Source organism: Actinokineospora diospyrosa, assembly GCF_024171925.1.
GTDB lineage: Bacteria > Actinomycetota > Actinomycetes > Mycobacteriales > Pseudonocardiaceae > Actinokineospora > Actinokineospora diospyrosa.
This window is the reverse complement of record NZ_JAMTCO010000023.1, coordinates 44,471-64,789: the sequence shown is the minus strand read 5'-3', so window position 1 is coordinate 64,789 and position 20,319 is coordinate 44,471. Positions and strand designations below refer to the sequence as shown.

General features: G+C 72.8%; 12 protein-coding genes. 6 read left to right on the top strand and 6 right to left on the bottom strand.

The window, feature by feature from the left end; genetic code table 11:
* Window positions 1-17: 17 nt before the first annotated feature.
* On the bottom strand, window positions 18-665 hold the full coding sequence (locus LV75_RS34055) for a DUF305 domain-containing protein (RefSeq protein ID WP_253891661.1): 648 nt from the start codon (window positions 663-665) through the stop codon (window positions 18-20).
* Between the two features lie 56 nt (window positions 666-721).
* Window positions 722-1,495, bottom strand: coding sequence for a lytic polysaccharide monooxygenase (locus LV75_RS34050; protein WP_253891660.1), 774 nt, complete (start codon window positions 1,493-1,495; stop codon window positions 722-724).
* Window positions 1,496-1,967: 472 nt separating this feature from the next.
* Here LV75_RS34050 and LV75_RS34045 point away from each other — a divergent pair, with 472 nt between their 5' ends.
* The 4 genes from LV75_RS34045 (at window position 1,968) to LV75_RS34030 (ending at window position 12,454) form a co-directional block, all read left to right on the top strand.
* Window positions 1,968-4,028 (top strand): DNA gyrase/topoisomerase IV subunit B, encoded by a 2,061-nt coding sequence (locus tag LV75_RS34045; protein ID WP_253891659.1) that lies wholly within the window; start codon window positions 1,968-1,970, stop codon window positions 4,026-4,028.
* Between the two features lie 104 nt (window positions 4,029-4,132).
* Complete coding sequence (locus tag LV75_RS34040) at window positions 4,133-7,537, top strand: DNA topoisomerase (ATP-hydrolyzing) (RefSeq protein ID WP_253891658.1); 3,405 nt, start codon at window positions 4,133-4,135, stop codon at window positions 7,535-7,537.
* Between the two features lie 435 nt (window positions 7,538-7,972).
* Window positions 7,973-10,735 carry a helix-turn-helix transcriptional regulator gene (locus LV75_RS35755; RefSeq protein WP_253891657.1) on the top strand — a complete coding sequence of 921 codons (2,763 nt, stop codon included), beginning with the start codon at window positions 7,973-7,975 and terminating at the stop codon, window positions 10,733-10,735.
* 582 nt (window positions 10,736-11,317) lie between these two features.
* Window positions 11,318-12,454, top strand: coding sequence for a S1 family peptidase (locus LV75_RS34030; protein WP_253891656.1), 1,137 nt, complete (start codon window positions 11,318-11,320; stop codon window positions 12,452-12,454).
* Window positions 12,455-12,602: 148 nt separating this feature from the next.
* Here the strand turns inward: LV75_RS34030 and LV75_RS35750 are convergent, their stop codons facing one another.
* Entirely contained in the window at window positions 12,603-15,347 is a 2,745-nt protein-coding gene (locus tag LV75_RS35750) for a LuxR C-terminal-related transcriptional regulator (protein WP_308211087.1), read from the bottom strand.
* A gap of 222 nt (window positions 15,348-15,569) precedes the next feature.
* On the opposite strand from LV75_RS35750, the gene LV75_RS34020 reads away from it, so the two are divergent.
* Window positions 15,570-16,241, top strand: a complete 672-nt coding sequence (locus LV75_RS34020; RefSeq protein WP_253891655.1) for a dioxygenase family protein — start codon at window positions 15,570-15,572, stop codon at window positions 16,239-16,241.
* A gap of 335 nt (window positions 16,242-16,576) precedes the next feature.
* Here the strand turns inward: LV75_RS34020 and LV75_RS34015 are convergent, their stop codons facing one another.
* Both LV75_RS34015 and LV75_RS34010 read right to left on the bottom strand, forming a co-directional pair.
* Window positions 16,577-17,380, bottom strand: a complete 804-nt coding sequence (locus LV75_RS34015; protein WP_372504299.1) for a GntR family transcriptional regulator — start codon at window positions 17,378-17,380, stop codon at window positions 16,577-16,579.
* A gap of 138 nt (window positions 17,381-17,518) precedes the next feature.
* Window positions 17,519-18,508: a GDP-L-fucose synthase family protein gene (locus LV75_RS34010; protein ID WP_253891653.1), complete on the bottom strand. Its 990-nt coding sequence runs from the start codon at window positions 18,506-18,508 to the stop codon at window positions 17,519-17,521.
* A 424-nt stretch (window positions 18,509-18,932) separates the two neighbouring features.
* Here LV75_RS34010 and surE point away from each other — a divergent pair, with 424 nt between their 5' ends.
* Window positions 18,933-19,694 (top strand): 5'/3'-nucleotidase SurE, encoded by a 762-nt coding sequence (gene surE / locus LV75_RS34005; RefSeq protein WP_253891652.1) that lies wholly within the window; start codon window positions 18,933-18,935, stop codon window positions 19,692-19,694.
* Window positions 19,695-19,697: 3 nt separating this feature from the next.
* On the opposite strand, the gene LV75_RS34000 is transcribed toward surE, so the two are convergent.
* Window positions 19,698-20,096, bottom strand: a complete 399-nt coding sequence (locus tag LV75_RS34000) for an STAS domain-containing protein (protein ID WP_253891651.1) — start codon at window positions 20,094-20,096, stop codon at window positions 19,698-19,700.
* Window positions 20,097-20,319 lie beyond the last annotated feature (223 nt).

Here is a 20,319-nt window from a genome sequence, read left to right as displayed (position 1 = left end):
CGGGGCCCACGCGGAGCTCACTGCTGGTAGTTCAGCAACTGCTGGATCTGACCGGTCCGCGACTTGACCACCTTGTCGGCGAACGCCTTCACCTCGGTGCTGACGCCTTCCTTGCCCTCGGTCAGGGCGAACTCCACGGCGTTGTGCTGGTGGGCGGTGAGCAGCGCGATGAACTGCTTCTCGAACTCGCCGTCGGGCAGCTTCCCCAGATCGGCCAGTGCCTGGGCGTCGGTCACCGGCATGCCGCCGTGGTGGGAGTGGGCGTTGGGGTCGGGGTTGACGTCGGTGGACTGCGACCAGCCGGTCAGCCACTTCTTCATCTGCCCGACCTCCTGCTCCTGGGTCAGCCGGATGGCGGCGGCCAGGTTGCGCAGGTCCTCGCGGATGGGGCGCTTGTCGGCGAGGTGGATCAGCTCGATGCCGCGGTTGTGGTTGGCGACCGCCATCTGCAGGAACATCACGTCGGCCAGGTTGTAGTCGCCGACGGCGGGGGCGGCCGCGGCGCTGGTGGCGCCGCTCGCGGTGGTCAGCGGGGCCGCGGCCGAGGCGGCCGGGGTGGTCGGCGCCAGGTGGTCGGCGTGCCCGGCGGGGTGGTCGGCGTGGCCGTTGCCCGCGCAGCCGGTCAGCGCGACGAGGCAGGCGGCGGCGATCAGCGGACGTCTCATGCGTGCCTCCTTGGGGGACCCGGTCCGGGCCCGCCGAGGCCCGGACCGGGTGGCCATCAGTTCTTGGCCCAGAGAGCCGGGGTGGTGCTCGGCTCCCAGCCCGCGAGCGCGGTGTGGGCCTGAAGGCAGCGGTAGGAACCACCGTTGTAGGTCACGGTGGCGCCTGCCGCGTAGTTCGTGCCCGCCGCCCACGTGCCCGACTGCGGCGGCGTGGTGGTCGTGGTCGTGGTGGTCGTCGTCGGCCGGGTGGTGGTCGTCGTCGGCTGCGTGGTGGTCGTGGTCGGCTGGGTGGTGGTGGTGCCACCGCCGCCACCGACCTGCAGGTCGACGCAGCTGTAGAAGGCCATCGCGGTGTCGGCGATGTTCCACACGGCCAGCAGCTTCACCCGGCCGGTCTTGCCGCCCAGGTTGACGGTGTGGCTCTTGGTGGCGCCGGGCTGCGCGCCGTTGTCGTTGAAGACAGCCACGCGCTCGCTGCCGATGAAGTATTCCCAGGTCGAGGTCGCGTGCCGGGCGGTGAGCGTCCAGGTGAAGTTCACCGAGTTGCCGACCGAGGCCGCGGGCCAGTTCTTCGAGTCATCGCTGAGCTGGGCGAACTGCGAGAGACCGCCGTGGCAGTTCTTCTGCCCCTTGGGACCCTCGACGCTCTGCGGCTCGTAGATGACCGGACCGCAGTTGCTGACCTTGCCCGCCGCGCAGTTGGCCTGGCGGCTGGGCGGGGAGCTGATGTAGCCGTGTGCCGCGGCCTGGCTCGCGGGCAGGGCGACCATCAACAGCGGGGCGATCGTCGCCCCTGCCGCTGCCGCGGCGAATTTGCGCTTGTGCTTCATGGTTGCGTGCTCCTCCACAGGAGTGGACGGCGTTTCCGCGGGCCGCCGTGGCGACCCGCGCAGGGGTGGAAACGGGAGCAGGGGGACGCCTACTTCCGTCGGGCGTCGGCCGGACCCGGACGCCGGAGGGGTTGGTGCAGTTCAGCTGGGTCTAGATGTGCTGTGGTCTAGACCATAAACGCGCCTCTGAGCACCCGTCAAGACGGCGCCTACCGCCGGGTCGGCGGTAAATTCACACAACATCACCCACGTTTGGATCGGGGGTCAAGCGGCCGGACGGCGCAAGTCATCACCACCTGGCACCGCGGTCGGCGTGGCGCGGGCCACCCGGCGCGCCGCGCGCGGCGGCGCACGGTTGTCATGGCGGGCCGATACCCTCCGGTACCTTGGGACACCTGTTCGAGCGGCACCGGCCGCGCGGACACCGAGCGCGGGCTCGGGGGAGAGACAACAGCAGCGGGAGAACGACCCAGTGACTGCCGAGACCCTGTACGGGGCCGACGACCTCACGCACCTGGAGGGTCTGGAGGCGGTGCGCAAGCGGCCCGGCATGTACATCGGGTCCACCGACAGCCGGGGCATCAACCACCTGTTCACCGAGGTCGTCGACAACTCCACCGACGAGGGCGTGGCCGGGTACGCCACCAGGGTCGTGGTCACCCTGCACGCCGACGGCAGCGTCCAGGTCGACGACGACGGCCGCGGCATCCCCACCGGCGTGCACGCCAAATCCGGTTTGTCCGGTGTGGAGCTCGTGCTGACCCGGCTGCACGCGGGCGGCAAGTTCGGCGGCTCCGGCTACAAGACCTCCGGCGGCCTGCACGGCGTCGGCGCCTCCGCGGTCAACGCCCTCTCGCACCGCTACGACGTCACCGTCAAGCGCGAGGGCAAGGTCCACCGGATGTCCTTCGCGCACGGCGTGCCCGGCGTGTTCGACGGCGAGGGCCCGCGGGCCGCGTTCACCCGCCAGTCCGGCCTCGAGGTCGTCGGCAAGATGCGCCGCAACGACTCCACCGGCACCTCGACCAGGTATTGGTATGACGCGCGGTACTTCGAGAACGGCGCCGCGCTCGCCGTCGACTCCGTCCGCGCCAAGCTGCGCAACACCGCCTTCCTCGTCCCCGGCGTCACCTACGTGCTGCGCCAGGAGGACCCGGAGGCGCCCGGCGAGTACGCCGAGGAGTCCTTCCAGTTCCCCAACGGCCTCGGCGACATGGTCGAGTTCCTCAGCCCCGACGGCGAGCGCGCCGTGTCCGGCACCATCCTGGTCACCGGCGAGGGCACCTACCAGGAGAACGCCGCCGACGAGAACGGCGTCATGCGCTCCAAGGTGCAGCGCCGCGCCGAGGTCGAGGTGGCGCTGCGCTGGGGCACCGGCTACGAGCGCACCGTCGAGTGCTTCACCAACACCATCCGCAACATGCACGGCGGCACGCACCGCAGGGGCTTCGACCGGGCCGCGGCCAAGGCGCTGCAGGAGGCGATCACCAAGACCCGCGGGCTGCTCAAGCCCAAGGAGGACCTGCCCACCCTCGACGACGTGCTCGAGGGCATGACCGCGGTGATCCACGTGCGCATCCCCGAGCCGCAGTTCACCTCCCAGACCAAGGACGAGCTGTCCACCGCGGGCATCACCAAGGTCATCCAGGGCGTGGTCGAGAAGCACCTGCGCGAGTGGACCGAGGACCGGCGCACCAAGGCCGAGGCCAAGGTCGTGCTGCAGAAGATCGTCGACGCGGGCCGGGTCCGCATCGCGCAGAAGCAGCAGAAGGACGCCGCCCGGCGCAAGACGGCGCTGGAGGGCGCCGCGATGCCCGCCAAGCTCGTCGACTGCCGCACCACCGGCGTCGCCCGCAGCGAGCTGTTCCTGGTCGAGGGCGACAGCGCGCTCGGCTCGGCGCGGATGGCGCGGGTCTCGGAGTACCAGGCGCTGCTGCCGCTGCGCGGCAAGATCCTCAACGTGCAGAAGGCCAGCCTCGCCGACACCCTGCGCAACGCCGAGATCGCCGCCATCGTGCAGGTCCTGGGCGCCGGGACCGGCCGCACCTTCGACCTGCCCGCGATGCGCTACGGCCGGGTCATCCTGATGGCCGACGCCGACGTCGACGGCTCGCACATCCGGACCCTGCTGATCACCCTGTTCGCCAAGTACATGCGGCCGGTCATCGACGACGGCAGGCTCTACGCCGCGATGCCGCCGCTGCACAAGATCACCACCCGCGGCCGCGGCGCCGAGACCATCTTCACCTTCACCCAGCGCGAGATGGAGACCACCCTGGCCCGCCTGCAGAAGGCGGGCAGGCAGGTGGTCACCCCGGTGCCGCGGTTCAAGGGCCTCGGCGAGATGGACGCCGACGAGCTGTGGGAGACCACCATGAACCCGGCCACCCGCTCCGTGCGGCGCATCACCATGGGCGACGCCGAGGCCGCCGAGGCCGCGCTGGAGCTGCTGATGGGGGAGAAGGTGGAGCCGCGGCGCAACTGGCTGGTCGACTCCGCCGCCCGCGTCGACCAGTCCGCCATCGACCTGTGAGCCCGCCCGCCCCGCGCTGAGGCACCAGCCGCCCGCAGTACCCAGTCGCACCAGACCTCGGCCGTCGGCGCTGACAGCTGAGAGCACGAGAGAGAGCCACCACCATGGCACGCCGCAAGGCCCCCTCGACCAAGGTCGACCCCACCGCCTTCGACCGCGCGGGCGCGACCGTCGTCGACAACCCGGTGCGCACCGAGATCGAGGACTCCTACCTGGAGTACGCCTACTCGGTCATCCACTCCCGCGCGCTGCCCGACGCCCGCGACGGCCTCAAGCCGGTGCACCGCCGCATCCTGTTCTCCATGCACGAGCAGGGCTACCGGCCCACGCACGCCTACGTGAAGTCCTCCCGCGTGGTCGGCGACTGCTTCGTGCGCGGCGCGCTGGTGTCCACCCCGGGCGGCCTGCGCCCGATCGAGCAGATCGAACTGGGCGACACCGTGCTCGACCCGGCTGGTCTGCCGGTGCCGGTGGTGGCCGTCTACGAGAACCCGGACTCGGAGCTGGTCCGGGTCGGCTGGACCGACGGGCACAGCATGCTGGTCACCCCCGGCCAGCGGTTCCGGGTCGGCACCGGTGACTGGGTCGCCGCCCGCGACCTGCTCGGCCACCGCACGCTGACCGGCAACGGCGCGCGCGAGGTGACCTCGAGCGACAACGGGTCCGCCTACGTCCTCGGCCTGCTCGCCGCGGCGGGCACGCTCGTCGACGGTGGTGTGCGGGTCGAGTCGCTGGAGTCCGCGCCGGTGGACCACGTACACGGCTGGGCGATCGGTGCCGGGCTGGACGCGCGGCGGGACAAGCGCGAGGCCAGGACCCCGACCCAGCGCGATCGGCACATCCTGACCATCGCGTGCGGTCCGCGTCCCCCGCGCGACGCCGTGCCCGCGGTGATCCTGGCCGACCGGGCCTCCTGGCTGCCCTACCTCGCGGGCCTGCTCGACGGGGCCGGGCACGTCCGGCGCGGCGCGGGCCAGATCGCGGGCGCGGCCGACCCGGCGTTGCTGCGCCAGGTCTGGTGCCTGCTCGCCGACCTGGGCATCGCCGCCGAGGTATCCGAGCGGGGGATGACCGTCTCCGGTTCGGCCGCCGCGCGGTTGGCCTCGCTGCTGCTGCCCTGGGTGCGCGACGCGCACAAGCACGGTGGCCTGCTGCGGATCGCGGGCACCGCGGACCCCGCGGTCACCGTCGCCTCGGTGGAGCCCGCGGGCGTCGACACCACCTACGACATCCAGGTCGGCTCAGACGAGCACGCCTTCGTCGTCGAGGGCCACGTCGTGCACAACTGCATGGGCAAGTACCACCCGCACGGCGACACCGCGATCTACGACGCGATGGTCCGCCTCGCGCAGGACTTCTCGCTCAACGCGCCGCTGGTCGACGGGCACGGCAACTTCGGCTCGCCCGACGACGGCCCCGCCGCCAGCCGCTACACCGAGGCGCGGATGTCGAACGAGGCGATGCTGCTGGTCGGCGAGCTCGGCGAGGACACCGTCGACTTCCGGCCCAACTACGACGGCTCGCTGCTCGAGCCGGTCGTGCTGCCCGCGGCGTTCCCGAACCTGCTGGTCAACGGGACCTCCGGCATCGCGGTCGGCATGGCGACCAACATGATCCCGCACAACCTGGGCGAGGTCGTCGCCGCCGCGCGGCACCTGATCACCCACCCCGACGCCGACCTCGACAAGCTGATGGAGTTCGTGCCCGGCCCCGACCTGCCCACCGGCGGGATGCTGCTGGGCCTCGACGAGGTCCGCAAGGCCTACGAGACCGGCCGGGGCGTGGTGCGGATGCGCGCCAAGGTCGAGATCGGCCCGCTCGAGGGCAGCCGCCGCCAGGCGATCACGGTGACCGAACTGCCCTACCAGGTCGGCTCGGAGAAGATCATCGAGAAGATCACCGAAGAGGTGAACAAGAGCAAGCGGCTCACCGGCATCGCCGACGTCAAGGACCTCACCGACCGGGAGAACGGCACCCGGTTGGTCATCGAGTGCAAGGTCGGCGTCAACCCGCAGGCGCTGCTGTCGGACCTGTACCGGCTGACCCCGATGGAGCAGTCCTTCGGCATCAACAACCTGGTGCTCGTCGACGGGCAGCCGCGCACGCTGGGCCTCAAGGCGCTGCTGGAGGTCTTCCTGCGGCACCGCTACGAGGTCGTCACCCGGCGCACCAGCTACCGCAAGCGCAAGCGCGAGGAGCGGCTGCACCTGGTCGAGGGCCTGCTGCTGGCGCTGATCGACATCGACAAGGTCATCCGGCTGATCCGCGGCAGCGACGACGCCGCGGCGGCCAAGACCGGCCTGATGAGCCGGTTCAAGCTCTCCGAGATCCAGGCCGGGTACATCCTCGACACCCCACTGCGCAGGCTCACCAAGTTCGACAAGCTCGAACTCGAGGACGAGCAGGAGAAGCTGCGCGGCGAGGTCGAGGAGCTGTCCAAGATCCTCGACGACGACAAGGTCCTGCGCCGGGTCGTGTCCACCGAGCTGGGCAAGGTCGCCAAGGACCGCACCGCCGAGCGCCGCACCGCCCTGATCGACGGCGACCTCAAGGAGGTGCTGGCCGCCTCCAAGCCCGCCGGTCCGCTCGAGGTCGCCGACGACCCGTGCCAGGTGATCCTCAGCGCCACCGGCCTCGTCGCGCGCACCGCCGCGGAGTCGGAGGAGGCCTCCGAGGGCCGCACCCGCAAGGGCCGCGCCCGCCACGACGCCGTCGCCGCGCTGGTGCACTCCACCGCGCGCGGGCAGATCCTGCTGGTCACCAACCGCGGCCGCGCCGTCAAGACCGACGTGCTCCCGCTGCCGGTGCTGCCCGAGCAGAGCGGCACGGTGTCGGTCAGCGGCGGGATGGCCGCCAGCGAACTGGTGTCGCTGGAGAAGGACGAGCGGGTCATCGGCATCGCCCCGCTCGGCGAGCAGGCGGCTGGCTCACCGGGGCTCGCGCTGGGCACCCGCCAGGGCGTGGTGAAGGTGTGCGCCCCGGAGTGGCCGGTCCGCTCCGACGAGTTCGAGGTGATCAGCCTCAAGGACGGCGACGAGGTCGTCGGCGCCACCTGGCTCACCGACGGCTCCGAGACCCTCGCCTTCGTCACCGCCGAAGCCTCCCTCCTGCGCTACGCCGCGTCCCTCGTCCGCCCCCAGGGCCTCAAGGGCGGCGGCATGGCCGGGATCAACGTCCCCGCGGGCGGCAAGGTCGTGTTCTTCGCGGGCATCCGCATCGACGACCCCGACCACGGCGAACCCCTCGTGGTCACCTCCACCGGCCAGTCCGTGAAGGTCACCCCCTTCGCCGAATACCCCCCCAAGGGCCGAGCCACCGGCGGCGTCCGAGCCCACCGCTTCCTCAAGGGCGAAACAGACCTGCTCCTGGCCTGGATCGGCTCCCGCCCCGCGGGTTCCACCCGCACCGGCTCCGCCGTCGAACTCCCCGAACCCGACCCCCGCCGCGACGGCTCCGGCCACGCCCACCCCGGCCCCGACGTCATCGGCCACCTCATCGAACGGGCCTAGCCCAGGCGCCAGACCAGTCCGCCCCACCCCGGCCGCCTAGCCAGCTCTTGGCCACTCGGAAGCCCCGGTGCCAACTGCTCGATGCGGTGAACTTGTTTTGCGCGGGGGGACAACACACGTAGCGTTTCCTCGCGGCAGGGCCAGTCTTTTCGGCCCCTGCTGTGCGGACCTGCCACGGGTGTTGTAGGGGCCCCGCGCAAAACAAGTTCACCGCATCGAGCACCCCCACCCGCACCCACGCCCCCCGGGCCACCGCGCCCGAAGCGGCCCGCCCAAAGTCACCCCCACCCGCAACCGCGCGGGCCCCGGGCCACCGCATGCCGAGACCACCCAAGTACCCGCACCCACCCCCACAAGCGTTGTCGCCCGCCACCCCCCTCTGTACTGTGTCGTCTCCCCGTGACCCAGTGAGGTGAGTCCGCGATCGCTACATTCGTGGCCAGTTCCGGGATCTCACCCCGTCCAAGGCGCGTAGTAGGCCGCGAACCACTACTAGCCCAGATCCAGGAACACCTGTCCCGCGGCGGCGGAGTCCTGCTCTCCGGCCCCAGTGGCATCGGCAAGACCACCCTCCTCAACTCTCTGGACTTCACCACAGGCACCGTCACCACAGGCACCGTCCTGCGCGCGACCGCCGCCGAAGACGAGCGCTGGATCAGCGGCGGTGTCCTCGCCGGGCTCCTGGCCCAGGTACCCCCCGAGATCGTCGCCGCTCTGCCCGACGACTTCCGCGCCGCCGCGACCGAAGTGCTCACCGGGCGCCGCGATGACGGTGGGATGCCGCTGCGGCACGCGTGGCACCTGTCGCTGCTCGCCATGGCCGCCAAGGCGCCGGTGCTCGTGCTGCTCGATGACGCCCAGTGGATCGACGTGGTGTCGGCGGAGGTCATCGCCTACGGGGTGCGCCGGGTCGGGTCCGCGCCGGTGCGGGCGGTTGTTGCCGGGCGGCTCCCGGAGACTGTGCCGCTCGACGAGGACGGTCCCAGCGCGATCCCGCCCGCCGCGTTGACACCTGGTCCCGTGCTGCGGTTGCAGGTCCCGCCCTTGACCGCAGGCGACCTCGCCGACCTGTTCGACGCCTACGGGCTTCCCGCACGCACCGCTGCCGCGATCCACGCCGACTCCGCAGGTAACCCGTATCTAGCGCTCACTTTGGCAGGCGCGGCGACGGACCGTGAACCACTCCCACCCTCCGTGGCTCTCTTAGTCCGGGAACGGTTAGCGCAGCTCACCCCGACTGAGCGCGAAACGCTCCTCTGGTGCGCCTTGGCATCCCGCCCCACAGTGCGGCTCTTACACCGCGCAGGCCGAGGTGACGCTGCCCGGGACATCGCCCGCGCAGCCGAGGTCGGCCTCGTGGTGACCGACGCGGAGAACATCCGGTTCACCCCGCCCGCCGCAGCGACCCTCATCGCCGACCTAGCCAACGCCGAGGACCGTGCCGCCGCGCACACCGACCTCGCCGCGGCCGTCACCTTCGACGCCGACCGGGAACGCCACCGCGCGCTCGCCTCCGCCGACCCGGGCGCCGCGGTCGCCAGGTCGCTGGTCCTCGCCGCGGAGAGCGCGCAGCGCCAAGGGGCGCGCGACCTGGCCGCCGAGCTGTACCTCTTGGCCGCCGACCGCACCCCGCCCGAACACCAGGCCCGGCGCGTGCAGTGGTTGGTCGCCGCGGCCGAGACCGCGGCCGTCGCCGCGCGGCCGGAACTGGTCCGCCGCGCCGCGCACGCGGTCTTGGCCGCCGAGGCCGCGCCGCTGCAGCGGGTCAAGGCGCGGATGGCGCTGATCCACCTCGCGGGCCAGGGGGTCGCCGCCGAGCGGGAGCTGTTCGCGTTGGCCGTGGTCGACGCGGGGGACTGCCCGCGCTCGGGCGGGCTGCTGCACCTGTGGCGGTCCTGGGCCGCGATGATCAACGGTTGGCCCGCCGAGTCGAGCGCGTTGTCCAGCCGGGCCGCGACCCTGGCCCGCTCGGTCGGCGACACCTCCACCGAGGCGATGGCGCTGGCCACCACCGCGCTGATGAAGCGGCTGGCGGGCGAGCCGGACTTCGACGAGCCGCTGCGGCTGGCGCTCGCCCTGCCACCGCCGGACATGGACGGTTGGCGGCACTTCTCCCCGGTCTACGTGGTGGCCCGCTTCGCCGCGCTCGACGACCGGCTGGACGACGCCCGCGCGCTGTACCTGGGCATGTTGGGCGTGGTCGAGCGCGGCGCGGTCGAGGAGCTGATCAACGTGCTGCGCGGGCTCGCCGAGGTGACCGGTCGGATGGGCCGCTGCCGCGACGCGATGGACTACGCCGCCCGCGCCGAGCGCGTCCGCGGCCAGGCCAGGCTCAGCCCCGCCCCCGGGTGGCACACCAGCGCCATGGCCGAGTTGGTCGGTGGCAGCGTCACCCGCGCGTTGACCTACGCCGAGCGCGGGGTGCGGGCCTCCGAGCAAGAGTCAGACCTGGTGTTCCTGCGTCGGCATCTGCATCTGCTCGGGCAGGCTCTACTGCGCGTCGGTAGACCTGCCGACGCGGTCTCGGCACTGCGCCGCATCCCCGAACTCGAGGCGCCGCGCGGCATCCGCGACCCGACGATGCTGCGCTGGCACAGCGACCTGGCCGCCGCCTTAGTGGCCGTCGGTGACCTCGACGAGGCCGCCGCGCTGCTCGCCGACACCCGCGAACGCCTCGCCGCCGTCCCCGAACCCGCCGGGGTCGCCGCGCAACTCGACCGCGCTGAGGCGTCCCTGCTCGCCGCCCGCGGCGACGGCGACACCGCCGTGGAGCTGCTGCGCGGCGCCGAGGCGGTGTTCACCGCGCTGGGGCAGCCGCTGGAGACCGGGCACTGCCTGCTGGTGCGCGGCCGCGTCGAGCGCGGCCAACGCCGCTACGCCGCCGCCCGCGAGTCGGCCCGCCGCGCCGCCGCCCTGTTCACCGCCGCCGAGGCGCACCCGTGGACCGAGCACGCCGAGCGGATGCTGGCCAGGCTCGCCGGTGCCAGTGCTGGCGCCGAGGCCGGGCGCACGCGCGGCGAGCTCACCGCGACCGAGGCCCGCATCGGTGCCCTGGTCGCCGAGGGCGCCTCGAACCGGGAGATCGCCGACCGCCTGTTCATCAGCGTGAAGACCGTCGAGGCGACCCTCACCCGGGTGTACCGCAAGCTCGGCATCCGCTCCCGCACGCAGTTGGCCGCGCACCTGCGCGACGACTGAGCGGCGGGTGCGGCGAGGGTTTCCCCTGATGCCCGCCACCGCCGCGCCACCTACGGTGGTGGCACAGGTCGGACCTCCTCGAATAGCCTCGCGGAACACGCGTGGCGCGCGGCGGTGAATGCCCGCGCCAGTGGCGGTCGGATTCTCCGATGGCGGATTTCGGCTGCCGGATGCCGGCGGTCGAATCGACCTGGGTGCGTGCGGACCCCGCCGGTAATATCCACCCTCACGCCCGAGGTCGGCGGGGTTCGCGCCGCGCCGGACCGGCGTCCGACCTCTTGACGGTCCAGGCTTCCACAGTTAACACCCGGTTTCGATCGCGCGGCGTCACCATGGTCCATTCCGGTGATCGTTGAATGCGAAATCGCTTCGGGCTAAATGGGAAATGCGCTGGATATCGCTGGTTTTCACACCGCGCGCAGATCCGGTAACAAGTTCCCCTTGCCCTGTGCCGTCACCGCGAGCACAGTTCGGAACACCACCGGATACGTCGCGAGTGAGGGCTTGAGCGCATTCGGTGTGAAATCGGGCCGATATCGGTGCCGGTCCGTGTCCCCTGCATCTCGAACCGATGGAGCACATGTGAAACGCACACTCATCGCCGCCGTGGTGCTGACCGCCGCGGCGGGCGCGGTGGCCGCGATCCCCGCGTTCGCCGGCCAGCAGGCCGCTCCCGCCGCCGACACCGCCGGTGTCGCCCCCGAGGTCCTCAGCGCGATGGAGCGCGACCTCGGCCTGTCCCGCGACGCCGCCATCGCCCGGCTCGACAGCGAGACCAAGGCCACCGCGCTCGAGGCCGACCTGCGCGGGCGGCTCAGCGATTCCTTCGGCGGCGCCTACTACGACGCCCGCTCCGGCAAGCTCGTCGTCGGCGTCACCGACTCGGGCAAGGCCGCCCAGGTCCGCGCGGGCGGCGCCGAGGCGACCGTGGTGCGCCACAGCGCCCGCCACCTCGACGCGACCGCAGCCGCTCTCGACACCAAAACCGCGCCCGCGGGCGTCACCGGCTGGTACGTCGACGTCCAGCGCAACACCGTCACCCTGACCACCGCGCAGGGCACCGGCGCCGCCGCCAAGCAGTTCATCGCGACCGCGGGCGTCGACGCCACCGCCATCTCGGTCGTCGAGTCCACCGAGTCGCCCCGCCCGCTCTACGACGTGCGCGGCGGCGACGCGTACTACATCGGCTCCGGTTCGCGCTGCTCGGTCGGCTTCTCGGTGCAGGGCGGCTTCGTCACCGCCGGGCACTGCGGCCGCTCGGGCGCCACGACCAAGGGCTCCAACCAGGTCGCCCAGGGCACCTTCGCCGGGTCGTCCTTCCCCGGCAACGACTACGCCTGGGTCCGCACCAACACCAACTGGACCCCGCGCGGCGTGGTCAACCGCTACAGCGGCTCCACCACCGTCGCGGTCAAGGGCGGCACCGAGGCCGCCGTCGGCGCGTCGATCTGCCGCTCCGGCTCCACCACCGGCTGGCGCTGCGGCACGGTGCAGGCCAAGAACCAGAGCGTGAACTACCCGCAGGGCACCGTCAGCGGCCTGATCCGCACCAACGCCTGCGCCGAGCCCGGCGACTCCGGCGGCTCGTGGCTCTCGGGCACCCAGGCCCAGGGCGTCACCTCCGGCGGCTCCGGCAACTGCTCCTCCGGCGGCACGACCTACTTCCAGCCGCTGACCGAGATCCTCTCGGTCTACGGCCTGCGCCTGGTGACCAGCTAGTCGCCCGCACCGCTCGCGAGCCCGGGTGCCGCCGTCCCAGCGGCGCCCGGGCTCGCCCCCGTCCGGTACCCGGCCCCGCGCGCGATCCCGCTGGTGTGCTGGACAAGCGTCCTCGCGCACCAGCGGAAACGCGGCCCGCGCGCGGACTTCAGTCGCAGGTGAGGTCGCTCCTGGTGCGGACACCGCATTTGCGCAGGGCGTTGGCCACGTGGTCCTCCACCGTGCGCACCGAGATGAACAGCGCCTCGGCGATCTCCTTGTTCGTGCTGCCCCGCGCCGCCATCCGCGCCACCGCCGACTCCCGGGGCGACAGCGCGTCGCCGTAGCCGCGCCTGCCGCCGCGGTGGCGGGGGGTGACGCCGTGCTTGCGCAGGACCTGGGCGCAGCGGGCGGCGTCCCAGCGGGCGCCCAGGTCGGTGAAGCCGGTGACCACGTCCAGCATCGGCTGCTTGTCCCCACCGGCGAGCCGGACCTGCGCGAACGCCTCCCGCGCCTGCAGCAGCGCGTACGGGCGCCCCATCGCCTCGTACTCGCCCTCCGCCGCGGCGAACAGGTCGGCCGCCTTCGCCCGGGTCGCCACGTGCCCGGCGGCCAGCAGCGCGGCGGCACCGGCGGCGGGGGCGTCCCGGTCGACCACGGCGTCGGCGAACTCGCGGTGCAGCGCCACCGCCCCGCTCCGGTCGCCCAGGGCCACCATCGCCGCGCACGCGTGCGGCACGATCGCCGTCGCCCACACCCAGTTCCCGTGCCTGCGCACCAGGTTAAGCGCGGGCCCCAGCAGCGTCACCGCCTCGTCCGCGCGCCCGCCGGAGAGCGCGATCCGCGCCCGCGCCGCCATGGCCGCGGTCAGCAGCGGGATGGTCAGCGGGGCGTCGTGCCCGGTGATCTCCCGCAGGTCCACCTCGGCGTCGGCCAGCGACCCGGTCGCCAGCGCCAGTTCCGCGGCCACCAGCCGCGCCTCGGTGTCGAGCATCGGCAACCGGTGCGCCCCCGCGCCCGCCCGCACGTGCCCGACCCGCTCCGCCAGCCCCTCCCACCGGCCCGCCGCCAGGTCCAGCCGCAACCGGGTGCCGGTGACCAGGCGGTTGGTGTAGAGGCTGGAGTCCTCGTCGATCAGCGTCGGGATCAGCGCCAGCAACTCCCGCGCCCGCGCGTCGTAGCCCAGCCAGGTCGCCGCGTCCGCGCCGTTGCTGGCCCCACGCAACAGGTGCAGCCGCGCCTCCGGTGTCGACCCGCGCGCCAGCGCCGCCCGCCACACCGGCCACCCGTCGGGATCCCCGGAGTACAGCAGCACCGACGCGTGGTTGACGTGCACCGCGGTGTGCACCGCGTGGTCGTCGAAAGAGCCGAGCATGTCCAGCGCCCGCTTCGCCCACGCCAGGTGCTCGGTGATCGTGCCGGAGGTGAACGACGGGATGGCCAGCGCGGCCATCGCCCGCGCCGCCAGGTCCGGCCGCTCGTCGAGCTCGCCGACCGCCGTGCGCAACTGCTCGCGCCCCGCGCTCGCCTCGCCGGTCTGCGACACCAGGAGCATGCCCAGCCCGAACCGGATCTCCCCGCGCAGCCCCGCGGGCAACTCCGCCACCGCGAGCACCGACCGCAGCGCCGCGACCGCCTCACCGTGGCGCAGACCGGGTTGCGCCGCCCTGCTCAGCAGCGCCGCGACCCTGGCCCGGGTGGCGATGTCGATGCCGGAGCCGGACACCACGTCGGCGAGCAGGTCCACCGCGGTGTCCCCGTCGCCCAACGCGACCGCCCTGGTCGCGGCCGCCTCGGCGTGGCGCACCCACTCGGCGACCAGCCCGGCGTGCTTGTAGTGCCTGGCCAGCCTGGCGTGCGGCACGGGGTCGGCCTCGGCGAGCACGGTCGCGGCGTTGCGGTGCGCGCGGCGCAGCTCGTCCGGGGCGAGCAGGTCGATCACCGCGCGGGTGGCCAGCGCGTGCCGGGTGGCCAGCAACCCCGGCGCGCACTGCCGCAGCAGGCCGTGCGCCAGCGCGCGGTCGATCGCCTCGGCCGCGGTCGGTTTGTCCAGGCAGGCGACCCGGCTCAGCAGGTGTTCGTCCACCGGCGCGGCCAACGCCGCGGCGGCGGCCACCACCTCGCGCACCGCCACCGGCAGCGTCGCCAGCCGCTCGGCGATCGATCCGCGTAGCGCCACCGGCGCGGTCAACCGGTCCAGCACCGACCGCGGCGCGTCGGCCAGCCGCGGCGCGGGTTCGGCTGGCAGCGCCCGGCACACTTCCTCGACCACGAACGGGACGCCACCGGTCAACTCGTGTAGACGTGTGGCGAACTCGTCGGTCACCCGGGTCAACCCCAGCAGCCCGGCGGCGAGCTCACCGACCTCGGCCACCCGCAACGGCCGCACCGTGGTCTCCACCGCGCGCGCCCACCGCGGCAGGTACCCGGCCAGGTCGACGACCGGCCGCTCGGTGCGCACGTTCTCCGGGCGGTAGGTCACCAGCAGCTTCAACCGCGGCGGCAGTCCCCGGCACAGGAACCGCAGGAACTCGTAGGTCGCCTCGTCGGACCAATGCAGGTCCTCCACGACCAGCACCGCGGGCCCCAGCTCGGCCAATCCCGCGCGAACTCTGGGAAAAACCTCGACCCGGTCCACCCGCCCCACCGGGGGTGTGAACACGTCCAGACCTTTCAGCGCGTCGAGCACCGGGCCAAGTGGGAACGGCTCGCGCAGCGGCAGGCACTCGCCGACCAACCAGTGGTGCCCGAGCAGGTCCGGGTGCCCGCGCAGTTCCTCGACCATGCGGCTCTTGCCGATCCCCGCCTCGCCCGCGACCAGCAGAAGCGCGGGCGCGCTGACCGAGGACAGCCGAGCCAGCTCACCGGCCCGGCCGACCAGTGGGGCGCGGTCGACCGGTGGTGATCTGTCCACAGTGGTTCCCAGAGGACCCGTTTCCATGCTGCACCTTTTGCCAGGGGCGAACGACTCGCGGAGCCGGATGGCGTGCGTTCACCACGGATCCGCTCACGGTAGCGCCTGAGTTAAGCCCGTATCACCACGGATTGCAACGGGTCTGTCACTGCAACAGCATCGGTTGTGCCAATCCGTGACGATCGCCAACCCGGTGGTCTCGTCGTAGGAGGTACTCCCGAAGTGACTGAATTCCCACCCACGGAAGAAACGGGCGAGGCGGGCGAGGGCAACATCACCCGCAAGCGCCTGCTGCAGCTCGGCGCCCTCGTGGTCCCCGCCGCCGGACTCATCGGTGCCACCGCCGCGGGCGGTTTCGCCGCGGCCAGCCCGGCCGACGTCCGCCCCGAGGGCGCCGAGGCGCTCAACCTGGCCTGCACCCCCGGCCAGCAGACCACCATCGCGCAGACGGAGGGCCCGTACTTCAAGCCGGGCTCCCCGCAGCGCACCAGCCTGATCCAGCCCGGCACCACCGGGACCAGGCTCACCGTGAGCGGCTACGTGTTCAGCCGCTCGTGCAGGCCGCTGGCCAACGCCCTGCTGGACTTCTGGCAGGCCGACAGCCGCGGTGCCTACGACAACTCCGGCTACACCTTCCGCGGCCACCAGTACACCGACGCCAACGGCAAGTACACCCTGACCACGATCGTGCCCGGCCTCTACCCCGGCCGCACCCGGCACATCCACGTCAAGGTGCAGAACCCCGGCGGTCGGATCCTCACCACGCAGACGTACTTCCCCGGTGAGCCGCGCAACAACACCGACACCATCTACGACCCCCGGCTGCTGATGAACGTCCGCACCGTCGGGTCGGCCAAGGAGGCCACCTTCGACTTCGTGCTGAACGTGGCCTGATGAACCACCGCCGCGCTCCACTGTGGACAGTCAACCGGCGGTCCCCGGTGCGCGCGGCACGACGTCCGACGGCGTGACCCGCCGCCGGTCGACGCCACCCGACGCGGCGGAAAACCGAAGGCGGACCGTGCACCTACGCCTCGCGCCCCGCCACCGCCCGCGTCGGGCCCGGCGGCGCCGCAGCGGTGGTGTTGACGTCGGGCTCGCGGTCGCCCCCGAGCCGGACCGGCCGGGGAACGGCCACGGGGGTAGGGGCGCCGGGCACAGCAGGGCCCGGCGTCCCGTCTCCGCGTTCTACACCTGGAGACGCTCGCTGACCTGCGCGCGGACCCGGCTCAGCGCGACCAGTCCGGCCCGTTGTGACCACTGTGGACATCGAGCTGGTAGCCCTTGGCGGAGAACCGCGCCAGCACGCTGAACCGGTCGCCGCGCACCACCGTGTGCCGCCACTCCACCGGGTTGCGCTCGGCCAGGCCCAGCCGGTCGACCGCCAGCGCCGCGGTGCCCTCCGGGGCGGCGAGCAGCCGCTGCTCACCGGGGGTCGGCACCACGGCGCGGATGCGCTCCTGCCCGCCGGTGAGCCGGATCCCGCACCGGGTGTCGAGCTCCTCGTACAGCGAGGTCTCGGTGAAGTCCGCCTCCCGCAGCCCCGCGGTCAGCGCGTAGGGCAGCCACACCCGGTCCACCGCCAGCGGCGCCTCGCCCGCGAACCGCACCCGCTCCAGGTACAGCAGCGGTGTCGACTCCTCCAGCCCCAGCTTGCTGGCCACCACCCCGTCGGCGCGCACGTCGAGCTTGCGCACCGCGCTGTAGGCGCTCAAGCCGCTGGCGCGCACCGAGGCGAACAGGCTGTAGAGCGCCCCGAGCGGCTGGGTGATCTCGGTCTGCCTGCCCAGCCGCGGCGGGTGCCCGCGCCCGGCGACCACGGTGCCGTCGGCGCGCAACCTGCGCAGCGCCTCGCGCACGGTGTTGCGGCTGACCGCGTAGTCCGCGGCCAGCGCCAGCTCACCGGGGAAGGCGTGCTCGAACTCGCCGCCCTCGACCCGGCGCAGCAGGTCGGCGTGCAGTTGCGCCCACAGCGGGGTGGAGCGCGTGCGGTCCAGGCGGGTCGCGCCGGGGCGCTCGACGGCCGGGATCACCCCGCTCACCCCCTCGCGTGACTGGCGGATCGGTCGCCGTCGAACCTAGCAGGTGGGTACGCGGGGGCGGGGGCACAACCGGGGATCGGCCCGTGGTCGGTACCACGGGCTGGAACGTCCACACAGGACTGGTCGCGCTCAGCCGACCATCTCGTGGCCGCGCACGGCCTCGCGCTGGCGGGGGAGCGCGGTGTTGTCGAGGTACCACTGGTAGGTGGCGGCGATGCCCGCCCGCAGCCGGATCCGCGGCTCCCAGCCCAGGCCGGTCAGGGTGCGGATGTCGAGCACCCGGCGCGGCACCCCGTCGGGCATGCCCGGGTCGAACTCGATGGCCCCGGTGTAGCCGATCGTCTCGGCCAGCATCTTCGCCAGGTCCGCGGTGCTGATGTCGCGGCCGGTGCCGATGTTGACCGGCATCGGGTCGTCGTAGTGCTCCAGCAGCGTCACGCACGCCTCGGCCAGGTCGTCGACGTGCAGGAACTCCCGGCGCGGGGTGCCGCTGCCCCACACCGTCACCGACGGCTCCTCGGCCTGGGTCGCTTCGTGGATGCGGCGCATCAGCCCGGCGAGCACGTGCGAGGAGGTGGGGTGGAAGTTGTCGCCGGGCCCGTAGAGGTTGGTCGGCATGGCGCTGATCCAGGCCAGCCCGTCCTGCTCGCGCACCGCCCGCACCTGCGCGATCCCGGCGATCTTGGCGATGGCGTAGAACTCGGTGCTGGGCTCCAGCGGGCCGCCCATCAGCGAGGTCTCCCGGATCGGCTGCCGCGACTCGCGCGGGTAGAGGCACGCCGAGGCCAGGAACAGCAGCCGGGGCACCCCGACGGCGCGGGCCGCGTCGAGCACCGAGGTCTGGATCCGCAGGTTGTCCGACAGGATGTCGGCGGGCTGGGTGACCGTGCCGAAGATGCCGCCGCCGCGGGCCGCGGCGAGCACGACCACGTCCGGCCGGTGCTCGGCCAGCCACCCGCTGGTCGCCGCCCGGTCCCGCAGGTCCACTTCGGACGACGTGGCCAGCACCAGGTTCTCGTGACCGGCCGCGCGCAACCGCCTGCACAGCGCCGAGCCGGCCAGGCCGCGGTGGCCCGCGACGAGGATCCGGCTCGCCGGGGTGAGCTGCGGAGCACGCATGGGCAGTCCCTCCGTCCTTGGCCTGCCGGTCCCCGGGGTCCGCCTGTCCCGGTGATCACCGGCGGTCCCGGCCAGGATGGCATCCGCGGGCCCGCCGCGCCGCTGTCCGGGCCCGCGCGGGCGGCCGGTGGTGGGCCCGCCGTCCCGCGGTAGACCACCGTGAGTGGCATTTGGCCGGGTTCGGGTCCTCTGGCATCACCCGTCTCGTGGGGCGCGCGGCCGCGATGGTCACGTGCTGTTGAGCCGAGCCCCGGTCGGCGCGCGTGTTACCGCTCGAACAGGTCGTATTCGAGTGGGTTCCCGCGCGCGCGTGACCTGGCGTGTCGCCGCCGCGACCGGGATCTGTGCCAACCTGGATCACGGGCCTTCGGTGAGCACCTGGGTGGGAGGGGACAGCACTGTGGGAGGAGAAAGCACAGCTGAGGTGGTCCTGGTCACCAACGACGACGGCATCGACTCACCGGGGCTGCACGCCTTGGCGCGCGCCGCCCTGCTGGCGGGTCTGGCCGTCACCGTCGCCGCCCCCGCGGTCGAGGCCAGCGGCACCGGCGCCGGGCTGACCGCCGCCGAGGACCACCGCCGTGTGCCGACCGAACCGAGGGACCTGCCCGGCGTCGCGGCCCCCGCGTACGCCGTCGCCGGGCACCCGGGCCTGATTGCCCTGGTCGGCTGCCACGGCGCCTTCGGCACCACCCCGGCCCTGGTCGTCTCCGGCATCAACCGCGGCGCCAACACCGGCCGCGCCGTCATCCACTCCGGCACCGTCGGCGCCGCCCTCACCGCGAGCGTCCTGGGCGTCAGCGCCCTGGCGTTCTCCCTCGACGTGCCGCTGGACCGCTCCGAGCCACCGCACTGGGAGACGGCGGCCGGGGTGTTCGCGCAGGTGCTCGCGGCGCTGCGCGAGTGTCCACCGGGGACGGTGTTCAACGTCAACGTGCCCAACGTGGCCCCGGCGCGGCTCAAGCCGATCAGGTGGGCGCGGCTGGCCGAGTTCGGCTCGGTCCGCGCCGCCGTCCAACGCCTCGATGACGGAACTGTTGAGGTCACCACGGTCGAGGTGGACGAAGAACCGGCGGAGGGCACCGACGCGGCACTGCTGGCCGCCGGTCACGTGACGGTGACCGCCCTGAGCTCGGTCGCTGAAGACAACGCCGTCCACGGCGACCTCACGCGCTGGAGCCCGTGACCCTCAGGGCTGGCGCTGCTGCGGGATCCCCCCGCGCGCCTCGGCCACCAGGGCGTCGGCGACGGTCGCGTACGGGCTGATCTCACCGAGCAGGCAGGTGACCTCCATCGCCCGCAACACAGCCACCCCACAACCGGCGACGGCCACCTCACCCCCGGCCCCCCTGGCCCGCTGCCGAGCCTGGACCAACATCGTCAACCCACAAGCCCCCACAAACCCGACATGCGTCAAATCCACCACCAACAACCGAGGCCGCCGCGCCAACCGAACGGTCAACGCCGCGTCGACCGCCGGCCGCGTGGCCAGGTCGATGTCACCGCGCAGCCGCAGGACGGGAACCTGGTCACCGCGCGCGGCCATCCGGTCGTGGCTGATCGAGATCATGGGCGGGGGATGCCTCATCCTGTGTGGCGCTCCCTGAGTCGGGGCGGCCACGAAGAAAATGAAGTCCGAGTTTCGCTTGACCACCCGAATCGCATCTCCGACGCAGCATCACCTTGCGGTCGGGTCACCCCCCACGCTACGCCTCACCACCCCACGCACAACCCCCTGCACCGGCTACGGGCTGCTGACCTGCGCGAATGCGGCGGTATTGGTCTTGGCGTAGACATATCGCCGCGCCATG

Excerpts from the sequence above, each read along its gene's own strand:
- LV75_RS34055 (WP_253891661.1), bottom strand. The coding sequence starts at position 665 with ATGAGACGTCCGCTGATCGCCGCCGCCTGCCTCGTCGCGCTGACCGGC.
- LV75_RS34050 (WP_253891660.1), bottom strand. The coding sequence starts at position 1,495 with ATGAAGCACAAGCGCAAATTCGCCGCGGCAGCGGCAGGGGCGACGATC.
- LV75_RS34040 (WP_253891658.1), top strand. The coding sequence starts at position 4,133 with ATGGCACGCCGCAAGGCCCCCTCGACCAAGGTCGACCCCACCGCCTTC.
- LV75_RS34010 (WP_253891653.1), bottom strand. The coding sequence starts at position 18,508 with ATGCGTGCTCCGCAGCTCACCCCGGCGAGCCGGATCCTCGTCGCGGGC.
- LV75_RS34000 (WP_253891651.1), bottom strand. The coding sequence starts at position 20,096 with ATGAGGCATCCCCCGCCCATGATCTCGATCAGCCACGACCGGATGGCC.